17 protein-coding genes are annotated in these 20,187 nt (G+C 72.8%); 6 read left to right on the plus strand and 11 right to left on the minus strand.

The genetic code is table 11. The annotated features are described in order from the left end of the window. Positions 1-77 precede the first annotated feature (77 nt). Both R4Z63_RS22670 and R4Z63_RS22675 read right to left on the minus strand, forming a co-directional pair. A complete protein-coding gene (locus R4Z63_RS22670; RefSeq protein ID WP_037928623.1) occupies positions 78-731 on the minus strand; it encodes a response regulator in 654 nt (217 codons plus the stop codon). After that, positions 728-1,975 carry a sensor histidine kinase gene (locus tag R4Z63_RS22675; protein ID WP_078557007.1) on the minus strand — a complete coding sequence of 416 codons (1,248 nt, stop codon included), beginning with the start codon at positions 1,973-1,975 and terminating at the stop codon, positions 728-730. The genes R4Z63_RS22670 and R4Z63_RS22675 overlap by 4 nt, the downstream gene beginning before the upstream one ends. A gap of 101 nt (positions 1,976-2,076) precedes the next feature. Between R4Z63_RS22675 and R4Z63_RS22680 the strand changes: the two genes are divergently transcribed. After that, the gene (locus R4Z63_RS22680; protein WP_384445506.1) at positions 2,077-2,652 is read left to right on the plus strand and encodes a hypothetical protein; all 576 of its coding nucleotides are present in this window, start codon (positions 2,077-2,079) and stop codon (positions 2,650-2,652) included. An 11-nt stretch (positions 2,653-2,663) separates the two neighbouring features. On the opposite strand, the gene R4Z63_RS22685 is transcribed toward R4Z63_RS22680, so the two are convergent. Beyond that, positions 2,664-3,236: a cob(I)yrinic acid a,c-diamide adenosyltransferase gene (locus R4Z63_RS22685; RefSeq protein WP_037927948.1), complete on the minus strand. Its 573-nt coding sequence runs from the start codon at positions 3,234-3,236 to the stop codon at positions 2,664-2,666. Positions 3,237-3,450: 214 nt separating this feature from the next. Here R4Z63_RS22685 and R4Z63_RS22690 point away from each other — a divergent pair, with 214 nt between their 5' ends. The 3 genes from R4Z63_RS22690 to R4Z63_RS22700 all read left to right on the plus strand — a co-directional run bounded on the left by R4Z63_RS22690 (position 3,451) and on the right by R4Z63_RS22700 (position 7,515). Beyond that, on the plus strand, positions 3,451-4,299 hold the full coding sequence (locus R4Z63_RS22690; RefSeq protein ID WP_037927951.1) for a 3-hydroxyacyl-CoA dehydrogenase family protein: 849 nt from the start codon (positions 3,451-3,453) through the stop codon (positions 4,297-4,299). Positions 4,300-4,471: 172 nt separating this feature from the next. Next, entirely contained in the window at positions 4,472-4,795 is a 324-nt protein-coding gene (locus R4Z63_RS22695) for an STAS domain-containing protein (protein ID WP_030386930.1), read from the plus strand. Positions 4,796-4,986: 191 nt separating this feature from the next. Beyond that, on the plus strand, positions 4,987-7,515 hold the full coding sequence (locus R4Z63_RS22700) for an ATP-binding protein (protein WP_384445509.1): 2,529 nt from the start codon (positions 4,987-4,989) through the stop codon (positions 7,513-7,515). Positions 7,516-7,566: 51 nt separating this feature from the next. Here the strand turns inward: R4Z63_RS22700 and nucS are convergent, their stop codons facing one another. Further along, positions 7,567-8,238: an endonuclease NucS gene (gene nucS, locus R4Z63_RS22705; protein ID WP_030660334.1), complete on the minus strand. Its 672-nt coding sequence runs from the start codon at positions 8,236-8,238 to the stop codon at positions 7,567-7,569. Positions 8,239-8,457: 219 nt separating this feature from the next. Here nucS and R4Z63_RS22710 point away from each other — a divergent pair, with 219 nt between their 5' ends. Continuing rightward, positions 8,458-8,850, plus strand: coding sequence for an SCO5389 family protein (locus R4Z63_RS22710; protein WP_030660337.1), 393 nt, complete (start codon positions 8,458-8,460; stop codon positions 8,848-8,850). A gap of 22 nt (positions 8,851-8,872) precedes the next feature. Here the strand turns inward: R4Z63_RS22710 and R4Z63_RS22715 are convergent, their stop codons facing one another. Next, on the minus strand, positions 8,873-9,904 hold the full coding sequence (locus tag R4Z63_RS22715; RefSeq protein ID WP_384445511.1) for an LLM class flavin-dependent oxidoreductase: 1,032 nt from the start codon (positions 9,902-9,904) through the stop codon (positions 8,873-8,875). A gap of 231 nt (positions 9,905-10,135) precedes the next feature. Here R4Z63_RS22715 and R4Z63_RS22720 point away from each other — a divergent pair, with 231 nt between their 5' ends. Beyond that, positions 10,136-10,462, plus strand: a complete 327-nt coding sequence (locus R4Z63_RS22720) for an Rv1322 family protein (RefSeq protein WP_037927959.1) — start codon at positions 10,136-10,138, stop codon at positions 10,460-10,462. Positions 10,463-10,479: 17 nt separating this feature from the next. Here R4Z63_RS22720 and R4Z63_RS22725 read toward each other — a convergent pair whose 3' ends face one another. From R4Z63_RS22725 to scy, 6 genes are all read right to left on the minus strand, one after another. Then, positions 10,480-11,316 carry an ABC transporter permease gene (locus R4Z63_RS22725; protein WP_037927963.1) on the minus strand — a complete coding sequence of 279 codons (837 nt, stop codon included), beginning with the start codon at positions 11,314-11,316 and terminating at the stop codon, positions 10,480-10,482. Beyond that, positions 11,313-12,428 (minus strand): ABC transporter ATP-binding protein, encoded by a 1,116-nt coding sequence (locus tag R4Z63_RS22730; protein WP_037927966.1) that lies wholly within the window; start codon positions 12,426-12,428, stop codon positions 11,313-11,315. Before R4Z63_RS22730 ends, R4Z63_RS22725 begins: the two co-directional genes overlap by 4 nt. A 153-nt stretch (positions 12,429-12,581) precedes the next feature. After that, positions 12,582-13,358, minus strand: coding sequence for an ABC transporter permease (locus R4Z63_RS22735; RefSeq protein WP_384445612.1), 777 nt, complete (start codon positions 13,356-13,358; stop codon positions 12,582-12,584). A gap of 2 nt (positions 13,359-13,360) precedes the next feature. After that, positions 13,361-14,374, minus strand: coding sequence for an ABC transporter ATP-binding protein (locus R4Z63_RS22740; protein WP_384445514.1), 1,014 nt, complete (start codon positions 14,372-14,374; stop codon positions 13,361-13,363). Between the two features lie 100 nt (positions 14,375-14,474). Then, positions 14,475-15,413: a coiled-coil domain-containing protein gene (locus tag R4Z63_RS22745; RefSeq protein ID WP_037927975.1), complete on the minus strand. Its 939-nt coding sequence runs from the start codon at positions 15,411-15,413 to the stop codon at positions 14,475-14,477. A 195-nt stretch (positions 15,414-15,608) separates the two neighbouring features. After that, a complete protein-coding gene (gene scy, locus R4Z63_RS22750; RefSeq protein WP_384445516.1) occupies positions 15,609-20,165 on the minus strand; it encodes a polarized growth protein Scy in 4,557 nt (1,518 codons plus the stop codon). Positions 20,166-20,187 lie beyond the last annotated feature (22 nt).

The raw sequence follows: 20,187 nt of genomic DNA on the forward strand, positions 1-20,187 counted from the left end.
TCACCACAGTGTTGCCGTGAGAGTAGAAAGGTCTGGACCAACCGTCAAGAGGTCCAGACCGGTGTGTCCCTCGTCCGCTAGATCCCCAACTCCTGCGCCAGCACGGCAGCTTGAAGTCGGCTGCGCAGCTCCAGCTTGCCGAGCAGGCGGCTGACGTGCGTCTTCGCCGTCGCCTCCGCCATGCCCAGGCGGTCGGCGATCTCCGCGTTCGACAACCCCTGGCCGAGCGCACCCAGCACCTCCCGCTCGCGCGGGGTGAGGGAGGCGACCGCCGCCGCCCGTTCCGGCGCCGGAGCGGTCCGCGCCGGACGCGGCGCCGCGAACTCCGCGATCAGCCGCCTGGTCACCGCCGGGGCGATCAGACCCTCCCCGCGCGCGACGGTCCGTACCGCCTCCAGCAGCTCCGCCGCGTCCGCGTCCTTCAGCAGGAAGCCGCAGGCGCCCGCCCGCAGCGCTCCGAAGACGTACGCGTCGAGGTCGAAGGTGGTCAGCACCAGCACGTCCGCCAGCCCCTCCTCGACCACCTGGCGGGTCGCGGACACCCCGTCGAGCCGGGGCATCTGTACGTCCATGAGGACGAGATCCGGCCGCAGCTCCCGGGCCAGGCGCACCGCCTCCTCCCCGTCGGCCGCCTCGCCCGCCACCTCGATGTCGCCCGCGCTGCGCAGGATGAGCACCAGCCCGGCCCGTACCGCGGCCTGGTCCTCGGCCACCACCACCCGGATGGTCACCACTCCACCGCCTTCTCCTCGGCGGGCAGGATCGCCCGCACGTGCCACACGGGACCGGTCCGGCCCGCTGTGAACTGCCCGCCCAGCAGCTCCGTCCGCTCCCTCATGCCGATCAGCCCGGCCCCCGAGCCCGGTGCGCGGGGCCCGGGGCCGTCCCCGCAGGGCGAGTCGACCACCACGCTCAGCAGTCCGTCCTTGCGCGCCACGCGGACCGTCACCGTGCCGGGGGCCGCGTGCTTGAGGGCGTTGGTCAGGGACTCCTGGACGATCCGGTACGCCGCCAGTTCCACGGGGGCCGCGGCCGGCTCCCCGGGCGGCCGGTCGTCGTGCAGCACGAAGGCCAGCCCGCTCGCCGAGCCGTTGGACCGGGCCTGCCCGATCAGGGCGTCGAGGCCGTCCAGCGAGGGCACCGCGACCGCCTCCCGGTCGCCCCCGGCATCCCGCAGCAGTCCGATCAGGCGGCGCATCTCGGCCAGGCCCTGCACGCTGTTCTCGCGGATCACGCCCAGCGCGTCACGGCTGGTCGCGACCGTGTCGATGGAGAGCGCGGCGGTGGAGTGGATGGCGATCGCGGAGAGGTGGTTGGCCACCATGTCGTGCAGCTCCCGGGCCATCCGGGCGCGCTCGGCGGCCACGGCCTGGCTGCGGTCCATTTCGGCCAGCAGAGCCGTCTGCTCGGCACGCAGCCGGGCCGCCTCGGCGGCCTCGCGGTGGTTGCGCAGGGTGGCCCCGGTCAGTGCCGGGGCGAAACTCACGATGCCGGTGATCGCGCCGACCAGCAGGGCCTGCGGGGTGCGGAACCAGGCCAGCGAGGCGACGGTCACCACGACGGTGATCAGGCCGGTGGTCACCGGGAGCCGCCGGGCCATGGCCGGTTCCCCGTACACGACGGCGGCGTACATCAGGTCGGTGAAGATGATGACGGTGGCGAGGCTGCCGACGGTGAACTGGTCGGCGACCACCCCCACCGTGCCGACGGTCAGGATCGTCCGCGGCGCGGTGCGGCGCAGCAGCTCCATCGCGCCGAGCGCCACGAGGGGCACCAGGGCGGCCCAGGCCGGCAGAGCGGTGCGGTGGGGGCTGCTGTAGACGCCGAGCGACCAGAACACGAGGCCCGCGGCGACGCTGACCACCGCGAGGAGGACGTCGTCACGGTGCGGGCGCAGGCTCTTCTCGGTCACGTTGCCATCCAACAGGGTGTACGCGCCCCGCACCTCGGCGGAGCGGCCGAGGTGCGGGTACATCGAAGGGTGCAGGCGCACATGGTCATTCGCGACGACGCATCGGGCGGCGGCGGACGGGAGCCTTGAGGCGAACGGCCAACCCGAGCGGACGGAGGCCCCCCGTGATCGTCACGCTGATCATCGCCTGTGAGATCGGCTTCTGGGTCCTGCTGGCGGCGGGACTCGCCCTGCGCTACCTCGCGAGGATGCCCCGGCTGGGGGCCGCGGTCCTGCTGTGCGAGCCGGTGATGGAGCTGGTCCTGCTCGTCGTCACCACGATGGACCTGAAGAACGGCGCCGAGCCGGACTGGAAGCACGGCGTGGCCGCGCTCTACATCGGCTACACCGTCGCCTACGGCCACTACACGGTCAAGTGGCTCGACGGGCACGCCGCCCACCGGCTGGCCGGAGGCCCCAGGCCGGCGGGTGCCGGCCACGGGAAGGCCCGGGTCGCGCACGAGTGGAGGCTGTGGACCCGGACGGTCCTCGCCGCCGCGATCGGCGCCGGCCTGCTCCAGGTGGCGATCTGGTACGTGGGCGACGCGGGCGACATCAGCTCGCTGCGGGCGTGGCAGTCCGGCGCCCTGCGGGCGGTCGCCCTCCACGCGCTCGTCGCGGTCGGCTACACGCTGTGGCCGCCGAAGGCGCCCGCGGACGCCGAGGCGGAGGACCAGCCCCCACTCGCGCGGACCCGGTAGGGCGCCCCGAGCTACCGCTCGCCGCCCGGCACCCACAGCACGTCCCCGACCTCCTTGTTGGCCACCCGGGCCAGGATGAACAGGAGGTCGGAGAGACGGTTGAGGTAGGTGGCGGTGAGCGGGTTCATCGTGTCGCCGTGCACCTCCAGCGCCGCCCACGTGGACCGCTCGGCGCGCCGGACCACGGTGCACGCCTGGTGCAGCAGGGCCGCGCCGGGGGCGCCGCCGGGCAGGATGAAGCTGCGCAGCTTCTCCACCTGTTCCAGGAAGAGGTCGCAGTCGGCCTCCAGCTTGTCGACGTAGAACTGCTCCACGCGCAGCGGCGGGTACTCGGGGTTCTCGACGACGGGGGTGCACAGGTCCGCGCCCACGTCGAACAGGTCGTTCTGCACCCGCACCAGGACCTTTACGACTTCGGCGGGGAGCGCGCCCAGCGCGATGGCCGTCCCGATCGCCGCGTTGGCCTCGTTCGCGTCGGCGTACGCGGAGATCCGCAGGTCGGTCTTGGCCGTGCGGCTCATGTCGCCCAGGGCGGTCGTGCCCTTGTCGCCGGTCCGGGTGTAGATGCGCGTGAGGTTCACCATGCGGCCAGGGTAGACGGGCCCGCCGGACGGGCGGCGACGGCGGCGGCGGGTGAACTGTGCGGCAGCGCACCGCTCATGGGCCGTACCGGTGTGATGTCCGTCATCTGAGACGTGACGCGTGTTACTTCGCGGTCACACCGCACCCCCCGGGCGCTAGTCTCCGCCGGAGTGGCTGTGAAGCCGTGCCGTATTTGAGAACAACGAGGGGTGTGCAGTGGCTGGGAAGCTCGCCGTCATCGGTGCGGGACTCATGGGTTCCGGGATCGCTCAGGTCTCCGCTCAGGCGGGATGGGACGTCGTGCTGCGCGATGTCACCGACGCCGCGCTGACCCGGGGCACGGACGGGATCAAGGCCTCGTACGACAAGTTCGTCTCCAAGGGCAAGCTGACGGCCGAGGACGCCGAGGCGGCGCTCGCCCGCATCACGACGACCACCGACCTGGACGCCGTCGCCGACGTCGACATCGTGGTGGAAGCGGCCTTCGAGAAGATCGAGATCAAGCACGAGATCTTCCGCGCCCTCGACAAGATCGTGCGCGAGGACGCCGTGCTCGCCTCCAACACCTCCGCCATCCCGATCACCAAGATCGCGGCCGTGACGGAGCGTCCGGAGCGGGTCGTCGGCGCGCACTTCTTCTCGCCGGTCCCGATGATGCAGCTGTGCGAGCTGGTCCGCGGCTACAAGACGAGCGACGAGACCCTGGCCACCACCAGGGCGTTCGCCGAGTCCGTCGGCAAGACCTGCATCGTGGTCAACCGCGACGTCGCCGGCTTCGTGACGACCCGTCTGATCTCCGCGCTGGTCGTCGAGGCCGCCAAGCTGTACGAATCGGGCGTGGCGTCCGCGGAGGACATCGACATCGCCTGCAAGCTGGGCTTCGGGCACGCGATGGGCCCCCTGGCCACCGCCGACCTCACGGGCGTCGACATCCTGCTGCACGCCACCAGCAACATCTACACCGAGTCCCAGGACGAGAAGTTCGCGCCGCCGGAGCTCATGCGCCGCATGGTGGACGCCGGGGACATCGGCCGCAAGAGCGGCCAGGGCTTCTACAAGCACTGAGAACGGTCCCGCCACTGAGCGCCATCGTTCGAATGCCGTCACCCGTCAGGGTGAATTAGGTATCGGTTCGCTCACGGTCGGCAACTTCCCTGCCCGCGCGGCAGTCAGTTGCAGTGAGAGTTGCCGACCACGGGCCAGTTGCCATACGTACGCAGTACTGCCGGGAGTACACATGCACATCAGGGGCGACCACGCCGAACTCGCTGTCGGGGGACGCCTCGACGTGCGCAGCGCGGCGGACGCCCGTACGGCCCTGCACACCGCCCTCGACGACGGCCAGGGCGACCTCGTGCTCGACCTCACCGGGCTCGACTCCTGGGACGCGACCGGACTCGGCGTGATCATGGGAGCGCACCGGAGGGCCGGCCGGACTGGGCGGCGCCTCGTCCTGCGCGGGGTGCCGCCGCAGATGCAGCGGCTGCTCGTGGCGACCAGGCTGCACCGGATCCTCGCGATCGAGGGCGGCCTGGAAGCCGAGTCCCTTCCCCGGGTCTGACCCGCAAGCCGCTGACCTTTGCATTTCCTGCGGAAAGTAACGGTCCGGTGGTGATCGAGTCCCTGCGGTTTCCCGCACCACCGGCCACGGTCTAGGGTTCGGGCGGAAACCGGACCAGTGGCGACAGCGGGTGCGCGACGGCCGGGCGGTACGACGGCGAGGCGCGCGGCCCGCGATCGGGGGACTGGGTCATGGACCGTACACACGGGCACGGCGAGCGGGACGAGCGTGCCGCCGGCGCCGGTGCGACGCCGGCCCCGGGGGCCGGTGGGCCCGCGCGGGTCGTCACCCTGACCGCCGGCGACTTCACCCTCACCGTCAACCCGGTCGACGGCAGCGAGATCGAACCGCTGCGGCCCGGCACCGAACGCGCCCGCCCCGCCCGGCGCACCCCGGCCGCCCGCGCGGCCCGGGACGCCGAGGCCCGGCCGCCCGTACTGCCGGGAGACCCGATACCCGTCCGGCCCCTGCTCGCCCGGGACGAGGAACTGGAGCGGCTCGTACGGCTCCTCGGCCGCGGCCGTTCCGTCCGCCTGACCGGCCCTTCCGGATCCGGGCGCAGCGCGCTGTTGGACGCCGTCGCCGCCCGGTGCGCGGGCGTCGCGCCCGACGGCGTCGTACGACTCAGCGGCCACGGACATCAGCAGCCCGGGGAACTGCTGCACGCGCTCTGCGCGACGGTCTACGAGGCGCCCCGCGAACGCCCCGAACAGGACGAGCTCCTCGCCCGCGTGCGCGAGATCGGGGCCGTCGTCCTCCTCGACGACCTGGAGATGGGCGGCAGCGCTCTGGACGAGCTGCTGCGCGCCACCCCCGAGTGCGCCTACCTGCTGGCGGCCACCCCCGACACCAAGGCCCCCTCCGACGAATCCCACGTCGAAGAGGTCTTCCTCACCGGCCTCGGCAAGGCCGACTGCGCAGCACTGCTGGAGGCGGGCGTCGGACGACCGCTGACCGAGGAGGAGACCGCCTGGGCGGACGACCTTCGGTTCGCCTCGGAGGGGTTGCCGCTGCGCTTCGTACAGGCCGCCGCGATGCTGCGCCAACGCGACGAGCTCAACCACAGCGACGAGGACGACGACGAGGAGGAGCCGGGCGTCTTCGAGGAGCGCCCGCGCGACAGCGCGGCGGTGCCCCTGCCGACGCTCGCCGAGGGCGCCGCCCCGGCGGAGCTGTTGGCGTCGCGGGTCAGCGAGTCGGCGCGGGCGGCACTGCGGATCGCGTGCGCGCTGGGCGGCGAACTGCCGCACCACACCCACCTGCCGGCGCTCGTGGGGGACACCCACGCCGACACCGCGGTGGCGGAACTGCTGGCCTGCGGCCTGCTGACGCCCGTCGGGACGCGCTACCGGCTGGCCGCCGGCGTCGCCCGCCAGCTGGAGGAGGCCGGCTACGGGGAGACCGCGGCGGAGGAGGCCCGTACGGCTGCCCGGCACTACGCCTGGTGGACCGGGCACGCCTCGGTGGTCCCGGAGCGGGTGGGAAGGGAAGCGGACGCGGTGCTCGCGGCGCTGGCCGGCGCGGACGTGGTGGCCGCGGCGGTGCTGGCGCGTACGGCCGCCCCCGCCTTCGCGGCCTCACTGCACTGGGAGGCCTGGGAGCGGGTGCTGCGCTCGGGAGCGGAAGCCGCGCGCAAGGCGGGGGAGGTGGCCGAACAGGCCTACTTCCACCACGAGCTGGGGGTGCTCGCCCTGTGCGAGGGGAGGCTCGACCGGGCCCGCGCCGAACTGGAGACCTCGATCGGGCTGCGGGGCGCGCTGGCCGACAAGCGGGGCACGGTGGCGGGTAGACGAGCGCTGGCGCTGGTGGTGGACCGTGAGCTCGCCGGGGCCGCTGCGTCGCCCCCGCTGCGACTGGAGGCGCCCGAGGCTCCCGGGGAGGCCCCGGAGGCCGTGACGGTGGCGATCCCGGCCGCCGAGGCGCCGGGCCCGGCCGCCGAGGCGGCGACCGTGGTGACCCCGGTCGCCCGCAGGACCCCCGCCGTCCGGCCGTCCGCGGCCACCCGCCGTGCCCCGGCCCTCCCGGCCCCGCCGCCGGCCGCGGCCGTTCCCGTGGTCCCGGTCTCCTCCGAGGCGGTCACGCGGATGACTCCGGTGGTACCGGTGACCGAGAGCCCGGAGCCGCCCACGACGCTGTCGGCGGTGTTCGAGGACGCCTTCCCGATGGCACCGAAGCAGGACGCGGCTTCCCCGGTGCCGCCGGCCCCGGTTCCGGCGCCGCCCGGCCGGGACGCCGGCCGCCGCAAGCTCGTGCTGCTGGCCGCCGCGGGAGCATTGACCGCGGTCGCGCTGGGCACCGTCGTCAGCTTCGCGATGAGCTCCCCGGACCGTGAGCCGCCTGCCCAGGGGCCGGCCGTGTCCTCGACCCCGGAGGCCTCCGCGACACCGACGGCGGCCCCGGAGACCGGAGGGCACGGTCCCGCGCCGGAGCAGCCCGCCACGGCTCCCTCGCAGGGCTCGACGACCACGACCACGACCACGACCCAGGCCCCTGGCGTGAGCCTCGCCCCGCCGGCCCCGGTTCCGACGCCGCCCGGCCGGACCCCGACCCGGCGCCCCGCCACGACGACCCCGAACTCGCCCGCCCCGACGTCCCCTTCGGCCCCGGCGACCACCGGGGCGCCGACGCCGCAGCCGACGGAGACCGCCGCGCCGTCGCCCACCGGCGCCGGGGCGGGCACCGGCACCGCGACCGCCACCTCGCCGGTCGCCACCCCCTGAAACGCCGACGGCTCCGTCCTCGCGGATGGAGCCGTGTCGTTTCGAACGGGATCAGAACAGGCGGAGCTTGTCGTCCTCGATGCCGCGCAGGGCGTCGTAGTCCAGGACCACGCAGTCCATCCCGCGGTCCGTCGCCAGCACTTTCGCCTGCGGCTTGATCTCCTGCGCGGCGAAGACGCCGCGGACCGGGGCCAGGTGCGGATCGCGGTTGAGAAGCTCCAGGTAGCGGGTCAGCTGCTCCACGCCGTCGATCTCGCCGCGGCGCTTGATCTCCACGGCCACCGTCGCGCCCGAGGCGTCCCGGCACAGGATGTCCACCGGGCCGATCGCCGTCATGTACTCGCGCCGGATCAGGGTGTAGCCCTCGCCCAGCGTCTCGATGCGGTCGGCGAGCAGTTCCTGGAGGTGCGCCTCGACGCCGTCCTTGATGAGCCCGGGGTCCGTGCCGAGCTCGTGGGAGGAGTCGTGGAGCACTTCTTCCATCGTGATGATGAGCTTCTCGCCCGCCTTGTTGACGACCGTCCACACACCGGCGTCGTCCCCGCTCCCCTCTTTGAGGGTGCACGGAGGCGACATCCAGTTGAGCGGTTTGTACGCCCGGTCGTCCGCGTGGATCGAGACACTGCCGTCGGCCTTCACGAGGATCAGACGGGGTGCCGAGGGCAGATGGGCGGTGAGCCGGCCCGCATAGTCGACGGAGCAGCGGGCAATCACGAGACGCATGGTCGGCAACGCTACTCGACCTACTGCCCTCCACGCGATTCGCCCCTGAAAGCCCCGTTCGCCGATGGCGCGTTGTATGCGCATTCTCCTGGTGCGTCACCCAGTGGGCGCCTACCGTGGTGAGCGGGAGGTTGTCGAGCGTGCACTCTGCGTCGCGATCTCCTTCCCTGCCCGTAAGACTCCGGCAACCAGTCAGCCGGGGTCGCGAGAGGAGAACCCATGTCGCTCGACGTCTCACCGGCCCTACTCGAACAGGCCGAGCGAGGCGAGGTCGACGAAGCCGCTTTCGTCGACTGCGTCCGGACCTCCCTGCCCTACGCATGGGAGATGATCAGCTCGCTGGTGGCCCAGCTGAAGGTGGACGGCGGCCAGTTCGCCGACAACCAGACGCCGCCGCCCGACGAGCAGGCGCGTGGGCAACTGCTGCGCGCACTCGCGAGTGACGCGATACGCGGTGCGCTGCAGCGGCACTTCGGAGTGCGTCTGGCATTCCAGAACTGTCACCGGGTGGCGGTCTTCCCGCTGGATCCCTCGGTGGACGACCGGCTGGCCAAGTTCACTTCGATCCGTGGCCAGCTGCTCAACCAGTCGCCCGAACTGCGGGACTGCTGAGCAGGGCCGCAGCCGGTAGATCTCAGCCGAGACGGGGCAGGACTTCGGCGCCGAGCCGTCGTACGTTCTCCTCCGTCGCGGCGAGATCTCCCGAGCCCTCCGTCAGGAGGGCGAAGCGTGTGATCCCCGTGCGTGCGGCGGTCGCCGCCAGGCGGTCCGCCGCCAGCTGCGGGGTGCCCACCGGATGAAGGTCGCACAGCAGTTCCGTGTAGGCGACCGGATCCCGCATCGCGCGCACGCGGCCGTCCACGGTCACGTGTGCGTCCAGGCCCAGCCTGAGCCAGCCCGGCATGGACTTCAGCAGGGTCTCGCGCGCGTCGGCGGTGCCGTCCGCGATCTGGCACACCCCGGCCGAGACGTGCCCGGCCAAGGCGACGTGCTCGGGGGAGTGGCCCGCCGCGAGCGCCGTGCTGCGCCACAGCGCGACCATCTCGGCCTTGTTCTCGTCCCCGCAGTGCATGCCCAGCAGCATCGGCAGCCCGCGCTGCGCGGCCGCCCGCACCGACGACGGTGAGGTGCAGGCGACGATGATCTCCGGGCCCGACCCGTCGCCGTCCAGCGCCTCCGAGGGTCGTGGTACGACGGCCACCTCGCGGAAGGCGTACCGCTCGCCGGCGGCACCCACCCGGGCCTCGGTGAGCCAACGCCGCAGCAGGTCCAGGGACTCCGGGAAGCCGTTCTCGTAGGCGTCCAGGCCGCCGCCGAAGACCTCCAGGTCCACCCACGGCCCGCCGCGTCCCACCCCCAGGGTGAAACGGCCGCCCGAGGCCAGGTGCAGCAGGGCCGCCTGCTCCCCCAGGGCGACCGGGTGCGTGCTCGGCAGCACGCTCACCGCCGTGCCCACCCGCAGCCGACGGGTCCGACCCAGCAGCAGGCCCGCCAGGGTCACCGCCGACGGACAGACCCCGTACGGGACGAAATGGTGCTCGGCCAGCCAGACCGAGTCGAGCCCGGCCTCCTCGGCCACCTCCGCGGTCCGCACTGCCCGGTGCAGTGCCTCGCCCTGCCCCTGGCCAGGGAACTGGGCCGCCAGTACAAACGCTCCTACGCGCATCGCCTTTATCCTCCTCGCGGCTGACGCGGCCTCCCCCAGGTGGACCGGTTCTTCCTATGGCAACAACGTCTGACACGTGCCAAAGGCACGGGCTGACACGAAAGTTATTGGGATTGTCGGGCCAGTGCCGGCCATCGGCCCGTCCTCCCCATGGACACCCTGCGGGTACCCGGCCTCGCTGCGCGTAGTCTGGAAGAAAGTCACTGCCGTCGGCTCATCCGTGAGGTATACGTGTCACCGCGCCACAACCGCCCCAGGGGCGGCGAGAACCCGGACGACCGCCCCGGTGTCGGCCTGGACCGCTTCGGGCTGGAGCGCACCGAGGAGTACCAGGGCGAGGACTGGAAGGTCAGACACGTCGCGGGCGCGAGCGCGGCCGGCAAGCGCTACCGGTGCCCCGGATGCGACCAGGAGATCCCCTCCGGCACCCCGCACCTGGTGGCCTGGCCCGAGTACGGCGGCGTGGACGACCGGCGGCACTGGCACAAGGCCTGCTGGAACGCGAAGGACCGCCGCACCACGAAGGTGCAGCGGTCCCGCAACGCGCCGAGGTACTGACCCCGGCGCCGGCTCCGTCAGACGTCCCGGCGGCCGACCATCACGTACGAGGCGGCGACCGTCGCTCCCGTGATCAGCACGATGATCAGCACGTTGGAGAGGTTGCTGGGCGTAGCGCCCAGGTCGCCGCCCTCCTGCATGCCGAACAGCTGGCTCAGCGCGACCGGCACGTTGCGCTGGAGGATCTCCCGCCCGATGGGGGCCACGGCCTCCCAGACGATGAGCATGGCGCCCAGGACCGGCGGCAGCGTGACCAGGCCGAGCATGACGGCGATCGCCCCCGCCGAATGCCGCACCATCGCACCGATCGCCAGGGCGAGCACGCCGAGCAGGGTGACGTAGAGGCAGCCGGCCGCGGCGCCCAGCCACTCGTCGGCCGTGTGCGGGCCGGCGGCGGCCCCGCCGTGGGCGAGGGAGGCGGCGATCCCGACCACGAAGACCGACAGCGCGGTGGCGACGAAGGCCGTGACGCTGAAGACGAGGTACTTGGCGGTCAGGACGCGGAAGCGGTCCGGGGCGGCGGTGAACGTCGTGCGCACCAGTCCGGTGGCGTGCTCCGAGGAGATGGTCAGCACGCCGAGGACCATCACGGCGACCTGGCCGACCATCAGGCCGAAGAGGGCGGGGGTGGTGAAGGAGATCGACTCGTAGTCCCGGTCCGAGGTCTGCGAGACGAAGAGCATCCCGACGCCGACGACGGTCAGCACGAGCGCGCCCAGCGTCCAGAGGGTCGAGCGGATCGAGATCAGCTTGGTCCACTCCGAGGCGAGGGCGTGCCCCAGGTGCGGCCGCGGCGAGGGCAACGGAGAGCTGTAGCTCCGCGGCCGGTCCGGCGTCGTGGTCGTCGGGGTCATCGGGTGTCCTCGGGGGAGTCCTTGGCGGTGCTCGCGAGCTCGCCGGGATTGCTGGGCATCAGGAAGGGCCTGCCGCCCGCTCCGGGCGGCGGCGGGGCGAAGAAGCCCGCCTGCGGGACCTCGGGGGCCGCCTGCTCGTCCTCCCAGGCCGGGAGGGCCAGCGGGTCCTCCTCCCACAACTCGGCCCGAGGGTCCTCGGTGGAGGCGTACTCGACGTCGGCCTGGGTCATCCGCATGTACGCCTCCTCCAGCGAGGCCCGGTGCGGGGACAACTCCCACAGCCGTACGCCGGCCGTGTGCGCGAGGTCGCTGATGCGGGGAAGCTCCAGTCCGGTCACGCGCAGTGCTCCGTCGGGCTCCTGGAGGACCCGGCCGCCCGCCCGGGTGAGGGCTGAACCCAGCGCGTCCCGGCCATCGGGATCGGTGTCGGCCGCACGTACCCGAGCGAATCCGGCCGAGTTGTGCGCGATGAACTCCTGCGTACCCATGTCGGCCAGCAGCCGTCCGCGGCCGATGACGATCAGGTGGTCGGCGGTCAGTGCCATCTCGCTCATCAGGTGCGAGGAGACGAAGACGGTGCGACCCTCGGCGGCGAGCCGGCGCATGAGGTTGCGGACCCAGAGGATGCCCTCGGGGTCCAGCCCGTTGACCGGCTCGTCGAACAGGAGCACCTGGGGGTCGCCGAGCAGCGCCGTGGCGATGCCGAGGCGCTGGCCCATGCCGAGCGAGAAGCCCTTCGTGCGCTGCCGGGCCGCGTCCTGGAGGCCGACGACGGCCAGCACCTCGTCCACCCGCTTCTCCGGGATCCCCGAGAGCTGGGCGATGGACAGCAGGTGGGTGCGGGCCCGGCGGCCGCCGTGCACGGCCTTGGCGTCGAGGAGGGCGCCGACGTGCCGCTGGGCGTTCGGCAGCTCCCGGAAGGGGAAGCCGTTGATCGTGACATGACCGGACGTGGGCCGGTCCAGGCCGAGGATCATGCGCATGGTCGTGGACTTCCCGGAGCCGTTGGGCCCCAGGAATCCCGTCACGTGTCCCGGCTTGACCTGGAAGGACAACTGCTCGACGGCGGTCTTGGCGCCGTAGCGCTTGGTCAGGCCGACTGCCTCGATCATCTCGCTGCCCCTTACCAGGCCGGGACGACTCTCGCCCGTGTAAGGGTTAAGAGGATAGCGAGCTTCCTACGGTTCCGTCCCGGGCCGGATCCCTGACCCGCCCCCGAGGCCGACCCTGGGATGCCCCGTAGTCCTTCCGGAGGGGGCCGGCCGTCAGGCGTCCCTCCTGCTGAGGACGAGGTAGCCACCGAGTACCGAGGCGGCCGCCCACAGGAGCATGATCCCGAGCCCGCCCCACGGGCCGTAGGGCGCGTCAGAGGAGACGGCGGGGGAGGACACGGTCTGCATGATCGCGGACCCGGCCTGGTTGGGCAGGTAGTAGGCGATCTTGTGGGTGGCGTCCACCAGGCTGAGGACGATGGGCAGGATCAGGACGAAGCTGATCAGGATCGAGATCGCGGCGGCGGTGTTGCGCAGCATCATCGACACACCCATCGCGAACACCGCGAGCAGCGCCATGTACAGGCCGACGCCGATCACGGCGCGCAGCACGTTCTCCTCACCGAGCGTGGTGCTGTGCTCGCCGAGGAGGGTCTGGCCGAGGAAGAAGGACAGGAATCCGGTCGCGATGCCGACCACCAGTGCGAGGCCGGTGGCCACGGTGAGCTTCCCCAGCAGCAGGGAGCCGCGGTTCGGCACGGCGGCCAGGGAACTGCGGATCATGCCGGTGCTGTATTCGCTGCCGACCACCATGGCCCCGAAGACGAGCACCGCCACCTGGCCGAGGAGCATTCCGGAGAAGCTCATCTGGGTGGGGTCGAAGGCGATCTGCTGCGGCTCCGGCATGGTGTCGAAGGTCGCGTTGACCACGGCGCACAGACCGGCGCCCATGGCGACGGTCACCAGGAGCGCGGTGGCGAGCGTCCAGCTGGTGGAGGCCACGGTGCGGATCTTGGTCCACTCGGACGTGAGGACGGCGGAGAAGGCCATGGTCACCGCCCGCCCTTGCGCGTGGAGTCTGCGGTGTCGAAACCGGCGCCCCAGGCGGGGACGTCGGCCGGCCGGGCCGGGTTGTCGGTGGCCGGGCCGGGTGCTCCCGGTGCGTGGGAGTGGTATTCGACCGAGTCCGCCGTCATGCGCATGAACGCTTCCTCCAGTGATGCTCGTTGCGGGCTGAGCTCGTGCAGCACGATCTGGTGCCGGGCGGCCAGCTCCCCGAGCTGCTCAGCGCTCGCGCCGTCGATCTCCAGGGTGCCGCCGGCGGGGACGTCGACGGCGTCGATCCCGGCCTCGTGCAGGACGTCCTTGAGCCGCTCCTGCTGCGGCGAGCGCATCCGGACGTAGCTGCGGGAGTTCTGGTGAATGAAATCAGCCATAGAGGTATCGGCCAGCAGCCTTCCTTGGCCGATGACGATCAAATGGTCGGCGGTCAGGGCCATTTCGCTCATCAGATGGGAGGACACGAAGATCGTTCTCCCTTCTGCCGCCAGGCCCTTCATCAGATTGCGGATCCAGAGAATTCCTTCGGGATCCAGGCCGTTGACGGGCTCGTCGAACATGAGGATCTGCGGATCGCCCAGCAATGCGGCGGCGATCCCGAGCCGTTGGCCCATGCCCAGCGAAAAACCTTTGGACTTCTTCCTGGCCGCCGGCGTCAGTCCGACCAGGTCCAGCACCTCGGTGACCCGGCGCTGCGGGATGCCGTTCGACTGGGCCAGGCAGAGAAGGTTGTTGTACGCGGTGCGGCCGCCGTGCATCGCCTTCGCGTCCAGCAGCGCCCCGACGTGCTTGAGCGGTTCCCGCAGTTCCCGGTAGCGCTTGCCGAGGATCCGGACCGTGCCCGCGGTCGGGTTGTCGAGGTCGAGCATCATGCGCATCGTCGTGGACTTGCCCGCCCCGTTGGGGCCGAGGAAGCCGGTCACCACCCCTGGCCTGACCTGGAAGCTGAGGCTGTTGACTGCGGTCTTCGTGCCGAACCGTTTCGTGAGGCCATCGAGTTCGATCATGTCGCCACGCTAGAACGCCCGAGGGCCCTACGCCACCTCGAACGGGTGACATAGGGCCCTCGATCAGGCTCGATCGCTACCTGCGGGTCATGCCCGGTGGCTAGCGGCTCTGCTGCGCCGGAACGCCGCGGCTGACCGGCTCGTCGTCCACGATCGGGTTGGCCGCGGCGACGGCCGCACCGGTCAGCGTGGCCAGCATCTCGCGGACGTTGGTCAGCTGCGCGTTGATCGAGTCGCGGCGGTTGGTGAGCGCGGCCAGCTCGCGCTCGGACTCGCTGCGGATGCGGTCGGCCTTGGCGTTGGCGTCGGCCACGATGTCCTCGGCCTGGCGCTGCGCGGTCTCCACGGTCTGGCGGGCCCGGCGCTCGGCGTCCGTACGCAGCTTCTCGGCCTCCAGGCGCAGCTGCTCGGCCCGGTGCTCGATCTCCGCCAGGCGCTTCTCGGCCTTGGCCTGGCGGGAGGCCAGGTCGCGCTCGGACTGCTCACGGCGCTTGGCCAGGTTGGTCTCGAAGTCCGCGGCGGCCTGTGCGGCCTTGGCGCGGGTCTCCTCGAACAGGGCGTCGGCCTCCTCGCGCTTGGAGGCCGCGTCCTTCTGGGCCTCGGCGCGCAGGGTGGCCGCGTCGCCCTTGGCCTTTTCGACGATGCGGACGCCCTCGTCCTCCGCCTTCGACTTGCGGTCGGCCGCGAACGACTCGGCGTCGTTGCGCACCTGCTGGGCGGCCGATTCGGCGAGCTCACGGTGCTGCTCGGCCGCGCGACGGGCCTCCTCGCGCAGGTCCTTCGCCTCCTCCTCGGCCAGCCGCAGGATCTTCTCGACCCGGGCGCCGAGACCCGCGTACGACGGCTCCGCGTCGTTCACCTGGGCCTGGGCGTTCTGCGTCTCGAGGTGCAGCTCCTCGATCCGCTTTTCCAGAGAGTTGATACGTCCAAGGGCGCTGTCGCGGTCGGAGACCAGCTTGGTAATGCGGTCGTCCACCTGACCGCGGTCATAACCACGCCGCACGAGCTCGAAGCCGAAGGGGGAGGAAGTGTCGCTCATGGGGTTCCTGTCGAATGAGACCGATGAGGTGCTACGTGAGGTGTTAGGGGAATCCTAGGCGCCCAGACGGCGTGTCATCGAGTCAATCCGCGTTTGATCTGGACAATGACACCCCTTTTGAGTGGCAAGGCGGCGGAATGCTTGTCACTCGTTCGCCTGAACCCTCATCAGGTGCGCACATCTCGGACCGCTTGGCTACCCCTCCGACGACTTGCCACCCGAACGAGTGGAACCTGCCGAGACTCCGGCCCTGGCACCCCCCGCGCCCTGGCCGCCGACCGCGGGCTTCCCGCCACCCGAAGGCGCCTCGAATGATTCCAACGCCTCAAGCACGTCCTGGACACGGGAGATCTCTCCCTGAATGTCCTGCCGCCTGCGGACGAGGACCTCCAGCTCGCGGCGGCCCTCCTCGACGAGGCGCTCGGCCTCCGCCTTGGCCTCGGCCAGTGCCTTCTCGGCCACGCGCGCCAGCTCGGCCTTCTTCTGCTCGGCCTCCTTGAGCAGGGCCTCCGCCTTGCGGACCGCCGCGATGCGCACCTTGCTCGCCTCGCTGCTCGCGTCCGACAGCAGCTCCTTGGCCTTCGCCTCGGCCTCGACGCTCTGCTCGGTCGCCGCACGCACCAGCTTGTCCACGCGCTCGCCGGCCGACTTCATCTGCTCGGCCGACTCCCGGCGGGCCCGCTCGTGGAGCTCTTCGACCTCGCCCTCGACGCGGCCGCGCAGCTCCTCCGCCCGTTCCCTTATGGCGGCGGCGTCCGTGCGCGCTCCGACCAGCAGCTCGTTGGCATCGGTACGGGCCTTTTCCACCAAGGAGTTGCCCTCGACGGTCGCCTCCGAGGTGATGCGCGCCGCCTCCTTGCGGGCCGCGTCGACCATGGCGTCGGCCTGCTCCTCGGCCGCCGTCGTGGCGGCGAGGGCCTGCTTCTGCGCCTCGACGGTGAGGCTGTCGGCCTCCGCGGCCGCCTCGGTGATCAGCCGGTCGACCTGCTCGGCGGCCTCGCTGCGCCGCTTGTTGGCCTCCTCGCGGGCCTCGTCCAGCAGCCGCTCGGACTCCGCACGGGCCTCCGCCCGGGTGCGTTCCGCCGCGGCGGCGGCCTCCGCCTCGACCCGCTCGGACTCCGACCGGGTACGCGTCGCGTGCTCCTGCGCCGAGGACAGTGCCTCCGCGGCCTCGGCGCGCAGCCGCTCCGCCTCGGACGACGCCTCGCCGACCGTGCGCTCGTTGTCCTTGCGGGTCTGCTCGGTGAGCTTGTCCGCCTCGGCCGCCGCCTCGGTGATGAGCCGGTCCGCCTGCTCGGCCGCCTCGCTGCGCAGCCGGTTCGCCTCGGCGCGTGCCTCGTCCAGCGTCTGCTCGGCGTCGCGCTCGGCACCGGCCAGGGTCTCGCCCGCCGCGGCCGTGACCCGGTCCGCCTCCGCGGTGGCCTCGCCGATGATCCGGCCGCCCTCCGCACGGGCGTCGTCCAGGACGCGGGCCGCGTCGGCGCGCAGCCGCTCGGCCTCGGCCGCGGCCTCTCCGACGGTGGCCTCGTTGGCCACCCGGGTCTCGTCGATGAGCCGGTCGCCCTCGGCGCGCGAGTCGACCATGATCTTCGCGGCGTCCCGCTCGGCGCCCGCCAGCGTCTCGGCCGCCTGCGACTTCAGGCGTGCCGCCTGGGTGGTGAGGCGCTCGGCCTCCGCCGCCGCCTCGCCCACGGTGGCCGCGTTCGCGGCGCGGGTCTCCTCGACGAGGCGCTCCGCCTCCGCCGAGGCCTCGGTGATGAGCCGGTCGACCTGCTCCGCGGCCTCGGTGCGCAGCCGGTTGCCCTCGGCCCGCGCCTCGTCCAGCGCGGCCGCGGCCTCAGCGCGGGTGGCCTCGGCGGCCTCCGCCGCCTCGGCGGTCAGCCGCTCCGCCTCCGCCTCGGCCTCGCTGACCGTGGCCGCGTTCGCGGCGCGGGTCTCCTCGGTGATCCGCTCGGCCTCCGCCGAAGCGTCGGCGACGATCCGGACGCCCTCGGCGCGCGAGGCCTCCAGGGCCTCCGCCGCCTCCCCACGGATGCGGTTGGCGTCGTCGCGGGCGTCGGCCCGGGTACGGGCGGCGTCGCGCTCGGACGCGGCCAGCGCGTCCGTGGCCTCGGTACGCACCCGCTGCGCGTACTCCGCGGTGTCGGTGCGCAGCTGCTCCGCCTCGGCGATCGCCTCGCCGACGGTCCGCTCCGCCAGCGCCTTCGCCGCGTCCGTCTCGGTGCGCGCCTCGGTGCGGATCCGGTGGGCGTCCTCGGCGGCCCGCTCCCGCTCCGCGTGGGCGTCGGCGCGGACCCGGGCCGCCTCTTCCTCGGCCTCCGCCTTCGTCCGCTCCGCCACGTGCTCGGCGGCGCTGCGCAGCCCGGAGATCTCCTCCTCGGCCTGTTCGTGCAGTCCGGCCACGGAGTCGCGCATCTGCTGGGCCGTGGCCTCGGCCGCCGACACCAGCTCCGACGCGCGGCGCTCGGCCTCCTCGGTCAGGCGGGCCGCCTCCGCCTGCGCCTCCTCCGACCGGCGCCGGGCCGCGGCCAGCAGCTCCTCGCTCTGCTCGCGGGCCTGCGCCCGCTCCTGGTCGGCGTCGGTCCGGGCCGACGCCAGGGTCTCTTCGGCCTCCCGGCGGCGCCGGGCGGCCTCCTCCTGCGCGGCGGCCAGCGCCTCGGCGGCTTCCTCGGCGACCCGCTCCGCCGCGGCCTTCGCCTCGGCGCGCAGCCGGTCCGCGGTCTCCTGGGCCTCGGAGCGCACGCGCTCGGCCTCGGTCTCGGCCTCACCGCGCAGCCGTACGGCGACCTGCTCGGCCTCGGCACGTACTCGGCCGGCGTCCTGCGCCGCCTCGGTGCGCAGCTCGTCGGCCTCCGCCTCGGACTGCGCCTGCAGGGTGCGGATGCGCTCGGCCGACTCGGCGCGCAGCCGGTCGTTCTCCTCGGTCGTCTCGCGGCGGATGGTCTCCGCCGCCGCGCGGGCGTCGCGCAGCGTCTGCTCGGCCGTGGTCAGCCGGCTCTCGGCCTCCGTGTGCAGCCGTACGAGCTCCTCGTCGGCCTCGGCCCGCTTCGCGGCCAGAGCCTGCTCGGTCTCCTCGCGCCGTGCGAGGGCCGCAGCGTCCGCCTCGGCGCGGACCGACTCGGCCTGCTCCTCGGCCTCGCCGCGGATCCGCTCGGCCTCGGCGCGGGTGCGCTCCAGCGTCTCCTCGGCCTGCCTGCGCAGGGTGCCGGCCCGCTCGACGGCCTCGGCGCGGACCCGCTCGCTCTCGGTGGTCGCCCCGGCGCGCAGTTCGTCCGCGTCGGACTTGGCCTTGCCGAGCAGTTCCTCGGCGGTCTTGGCCGCCTCCTCGATCTGCTGGACCGCCTCGCGGCGGGCCTCGCCGCGGATCCGCTCGCCCTCGGCGACGGCCTCCGCGCGCAGCTGCTCGGCCTCGCCCCGCAGTCGACGGGCCTCCTCCTGCAGCTCGACGGTCCGGGCGCGGTACTCCTCGGTGTCGTCCTTCGCGGCGCCCTTGAGCTCGTCCGCCGTTGCCGCGGCCTGCAGGCGCAGCCGGTCGGCCTCGGCCTCGGCCTCGCGGCGGATCCGTTCGGCCTCCTCGGACGCGGCCCGGGTGGTGGCCCGGGCGTCCTCCGAGGCCTTGTTCAGGACGTCCTCCGCCGTACGGGCGGCCTTCGCCAGCTGTGCGGCCATGTCCTCGGCAGCGGCCGTACGGGCCTGCTCTCCGGCCTCGGTGCGCTGCCGCTCGGCGTCCGCGCGGGCGTCGGCCAGGAGCTGCTCGGCCTCGGCCTTGAGGAGGTCGGCCTCCTTGGTGGCCTGGCCGACCAGCCGGGCGACCTGCTCCTTGGCGGTGCGGGTGCGCTGTTCGTTGACCGACTCCGCCGACGCGAGCTGGCGCGAGGCGCTCTCCTTGGCCTCCGCGAGGACCTTCTCGGCCTCGGCACGCGCCTCGCGCAGCGCGGACTCGGCCTCCTGCACCCGGGATTCGGCGATGCGGCCGAGGTCCAGGGTCTGCTGCCGGGTCTGCTCCGCCTCGGCGGAGGTGGTGGAGCGCAGCCGCTCGGCGTGCTGGGTGGCCTCCTGCGCCTGGGTGGAGGCGGCGGTCAGCAGTCGCTCGGCCTCCTTGCGGGCGCGCAGCAGCGTGGACTCGGCCTCCGCGCGGGCGGCGTCGGCATCGGCGGTCATCCGGCGCCGGGTCTCTTCGGCGACCCGGGCGGCCTCGGCGCGCGCCGCGTTCAGGGACTGCTCGGCCTCGGCGCGGGACTCCTCCATCAGGCGGCGAGCCTGGGCCTCGGTACGGGCGCGCAGCTGTTCTGCCCAGGCCACGTTCTCGTTGACGTGCGCCTCGACGGTCTGGCGGCGCTCGTTGAGTTCCTGGTCCAGCCGCTGGCGGCGGTTGACGGCCTCGGTGTGCAGCTCGGCCTGCAGGCGCGCCTGGTGCTCGGCGTGCTCCTGGAGGATGCGCTGGGTCTGCGCCCGTGCGTCGCGCAGCTCGCGCTCGGCGTCGGAGCGCATCTGGTCGGCCTGGATCTGGGCGTTGCGGAGCAACTGCTCCGCCTGATAGCCCATGTCCGCGCCGTCGTAGGCAGGGCGGGACGCGAGGGCCCGGCGTACCTCGTGGAGCTTGGCGCGCAGCACCTCGACCTGGTAGCCCAGGTCCTCAGCGTGCTGGACGGCCTTCCCGCGCTCCTTCTTCAGCCGCTCCATCTCGGCCTCGAAGCGCGAGAGATGGTCGGCCTCGGCCTGATGGCTCTCCTGGCTTTCGTAGCCCCGCACAGCGCGGTCCCATCCGTCCCCT

The sequence above is a fragment of the Streptomyces sp. PL-29 genome, from assembly GCF_058344425.1.